This is a genomic window from Mesorhizobium sp. M7A.F.Ca.CA.004.04.2.1 (assembly GCF_004022825.1).
Classification (GTDB): Bacteria; Pseudomonadota; Alphaproteobacteria; order Rhizobiales; family Rhizobiaceae; genus Mesorhizobium.
Window position 1 is genome coordinate 1 of sequence record NZ_RZPH01000675.1, and the last position, 3,342, is coordinate 3,342.

Sequence of the window (3,342 nt, forward strand, 5' to 3'; positions counted from 1 at the left end):
TCGAAGGCAAGAACATCGTCCGCGACTACCATATCGGTGGTGGCCTGTTCACCGGGCCGCGCACCGTGCACGCGGTCAAGGGCGTGTCCTTCAAGGTAGACAAGGGCAAGACGCTGGCCATCGTCGGCGAAAGCGGCTGCGGCAAGTCGACGCTCGCCCGCATCATCACGCTGATCGATCCGGCGACGTCAGGCGACCTGTTCATCGACGGCAACAAGGTCGACATCGCCAAGGGCGGATTGACCAAAGAGATGCGCCGCAAGGTCCAGATCGTCTTCCAGAACCCCTATGGATCGCTCAATCCGCGCCAGAAGATCGGCGACGTGCTGGGCGAGCCTCTGCTGATCAACACCGACAAGCCGGCGGCCGAGCGGCGCGACCTTGCGATGAAGATGCTGAAGAAGGTCGGCCTCGGTCACGAGCACTACAACCGCTACCCGCACATGTTCTCGGGCGGCCAGCGCCAGCGCATTGCCATTGCCCGCGCGCTGATGCTCAACCCAAGCCTGCTGGTGCTGGACGAGCCGGTCTCGGCGCTCGATCTTTCCGTGCAGGCACAGGTGCTCAACCTGCTCGCCGACCTGCAGGACGAGTTCCAGCTGACCTATGTCTTCATCAGCCACGATCTGTCCGTGGTGCGCTACATCGCCGACGATGTGATGGTGATGTATTTCGGCGAGGCGGTCGAATACGGCTCGCGCGACGAGGTCTTCGCCGACCCCAAGCACAGCTACACCAGGACGCTGTTCGCCGCGACCCCGCGTGCCGACGTAGCCTCGATCAAGGCAAGACTGGCGAAGAAGAAGGCGGCTTAACGTCTCTTCGTCATCCTAGGGCGAAGCGTCGCGCAGACCCTAGGATCCATGCCGTTACCTCAGCCGAAGGGTGCAGCGGAGCAGAATTCTGCACCGTGGCACGGCATGGATCCTCGGGTCTGCACTGCGTCGCTACGCTCCTTGTTCCGCCCGTGGATGACGACGCTGGAGAGGCCGCCGCTCAGGACAATTTGGCGATGATGGCGCGCAGTGCCTCGCCGAAACGGTGAATCTCCTCGACCGTGTTGTAGTGGACAAGCGAGGCGCGGATTGCGCCGCTGTCCATTGAGAGGTTGAGACGCTTCATCAGTCGCGGCGCGTACATGTGGCCGTCGCGGATGCCGATCTGCATCTCGGCCATTTCCTCGACGACCCGCTGCGGCGACAGTGTGCCGATGTTGAAGCAGAAGGTCGGCACACGCTCATTGATGCGGGCCTCGTCGGCAACGCCGTAGATGGTCGCGCCGCAACCTTTCAGCACGGCCAGCATCTCACGCGCCAGCACCAGCTCATAGTCGCGGATGGCGCCCATGCCGGCGACGATGTTGTCGCGCCGCGAGCGGTTGTTGGACGGCGCCAGATTGCGGCCGATCAGTTCCAGATACTGCACGGCGGCATCCATCCCCGAGACGTTCTCGTAGATGAAGGTGCCGGCCTCGACCTTGTACGGCGGCTCGTTGGGGATGAAATCCTCGCGGAAGGTCGGCAGCCGCTTCAGCGTTTCGAAGCGGCCCCACAGGAAGCCCATATGCGGCGAGAAATTCTTGTAGCCGGAGCAGACGAGATAGTCGCAATCCCAGGCCTGCACGTCGATCAGCCCGTGCGGTCCGTAATGCACGCAGTCGAGGAACACTTCGGCGCCGGCCGCATGTGCGATCTCGGCCACCGCGGCGACATCGACGATCGAGCCGATCGAATGCGCGGTGACCGTGCAGGCGACGAGGCGGGTGCGGTCGGAAACCAGCGGGCGCAGATCGTCGACATGCAGATTGCCGTCCTCGCGTATGCGCCACCATTTGAACTTTGCACCGGCGGACTCCAGAGCCAGCCAGGTCGCGATGTTGGCATCATGGTCCATGTCGGTGATGACGATCTCGTCGCGCTCCTGCAGCATCTGGCCGATGCCGAGGCTGACCAGGCGGATGAACGAGGTGGCATTCATGCCGAAGCAGATTTCCGCCGGGCTGTAGGCGTTGATGAGCAGAGCGACGCTTGTCCGCGCATCGGCGACCGACTGGTCGACAGTGACGCTGCGGCCATAACGGCCGCCACGCTGCACATTGTGCGAAACCAGATGGTTGGTCACCGCGTCGAGCACGCTCTGCGGAATTTGCGCGCCGGCGGCATTGTCCAAAAAGATGAAGTCGCCGGCCCGTTGCAGGGCTGGAAACATGGCGCGGATGGCGTCGACGGGGAACGCGGTGGCATTCGCATTGTCGGTTTGATGCTTGTTCACGGGGTAGGCTCCTGCGGAGGACTTGGGCGGGGTGGGATCGGTTGACGAGGTCAGCGCTTCTTTTCGGTCTTGAAGCGCTCTTCAAGCAGGCTGACGAGGCGGACCATCGGCCAGAGAAAGATGAGATAGACAAGGGCTGCGCCGATCAGCGGCGAGGGGTTGGCGTAAAGCGACTGCGCGTTGGTCGCTTCCTTCAAGAGTTCCGGCAGCGCCACGGTCGAGGCGAGCGAGGTGTCCTTGAACATCGAAACGCAGTTGCTGGTCATCGGCGGGATGACGACGCGGATCGCTTGGGGCAGCACCACTTTGCGCAAAGTCAGGAGGAACGGCAGGCCAAGCGCCTGCGACGCCTCGAATTGGCCACGCGGAATGCTTTCGATGCCGGAGCGGAACACTTCTGCCGAGTAAGCCGACATGATGAAGGCGAAGGCCGTCACCGCCGAGGCCCAGGACGACAGGCGTATGCCGAGGAAGGGCAGCGCGTAGTAGATCAGGATCAGCACGACCAGCACCGGCAGGGCGCGGAAGATGTCGGTGTAGCCGACCGCGAGCCAGCGCAGCGGCTTCGGCGCATAGAGCCGCACCAGGCTGATCCCCAGGCCGATGGGGATCCCGATGCCGATGCTCAAAATGCCGAGCAGCAGCGTGTTCAGGAAGCCGCGCAGCAGCGCCGGCAGGCTGGACATGATGACATCGGGGTTGAAGAAGGTGTCGATCAGCGACATCGGAGCGTTCCCGAACCCCAGAGCGAAGAGTGCTCACGTTAAAATCAATTGGCCTCGTCGACGGCGAGGTGATCTGCGGCAGAAGCCGGCGCCAAAACGTGAAATGAATCGTGCCGGCCTGGAAAGCCGGCACGATGTCAGCGCAGCTTTCAGCTCAGGCCTTCGGCAGCGGCATTTCCTTCATGGTCGAAGAGTCGGCCGGCGCGTCGCTGCCGAACCACTTCTTGTGGATCGCGGCCAGGGTGCCGTCCTTCTTCATCGCGCTCAGCGCATCGTTCAGCTTGCCCAGCAGCGGGTGGTCCTTGGTCATCATCAGGCCGTATTGCTCACCGGTCTTGATGCGCTC

4 protein-coding genes are annotated in these 3,342 nt (G+C 62.9%); 1 reads left to right on the forward strand and 3 read right to left on the reverse strand.

Annotation, left to right across the window (positions count from 1 at the left end; all coding sequences use genetic code 11):
* Positions 1-815, forward strand: an 815-nt coding sequence (locus EN893_RS25040) for a dipeptide ABC transporter ATP-binding protein (protein ID WP_128361845.1), incomplete at its 5' end; no start/stop codon positions are given.
* 181 nt (positions 816-996) lie between these two features.
* Here the strand turns inward: EN893_RS25040 and EN893_RS25045 are convergent.
* The 3 genes from EN893_RS25045 to EN893_RS25055 form a co-directional block, all read right to left on the reverse strand.
* On the reverse strand, positions 997-2,271 hold the full coding sequence (locus tag EN893_RS25045) for a cysteine desulfurase-like protein (protein WP_127268314.1): 1,275 nt from the start codon (positions 2,269-2,271) through the stop codon (positions 997-999).
* 50 nt (positions 2,272-2,321) lie between these two features.
* Positions 2,322-2,996, reverse strand: a complete 675-nt coding sequence (locus tag EN893_RS25050) for an amino acid ABC transporter permease (protein WP_013527987.1) — start codon at positions 2,994-2,996, stop codon at positions 2,322-2,324.
* A gap of 154 nt (positions 2,997-3,150) precedes the next feature.
* Positions 3,151-3,342, reverse strand: a 192-nt coding sequence (locus EN893_RS25055; RefSeq protein ID WP_128361846.1) for a transporter substrate-binding domain-containing protein, incomplete at its 5' end; no start/stop codon positions are given.

Excerpts from the sequence above, each read along its gene's own strand:
- EN893_RS25050 (WP_013527987.1), bottom strand. The coding sequence starts at position 2,996 with ATGTCGCTGATCGACACCTTCTTCAACCCCGATGTCATCATGTCCAGC.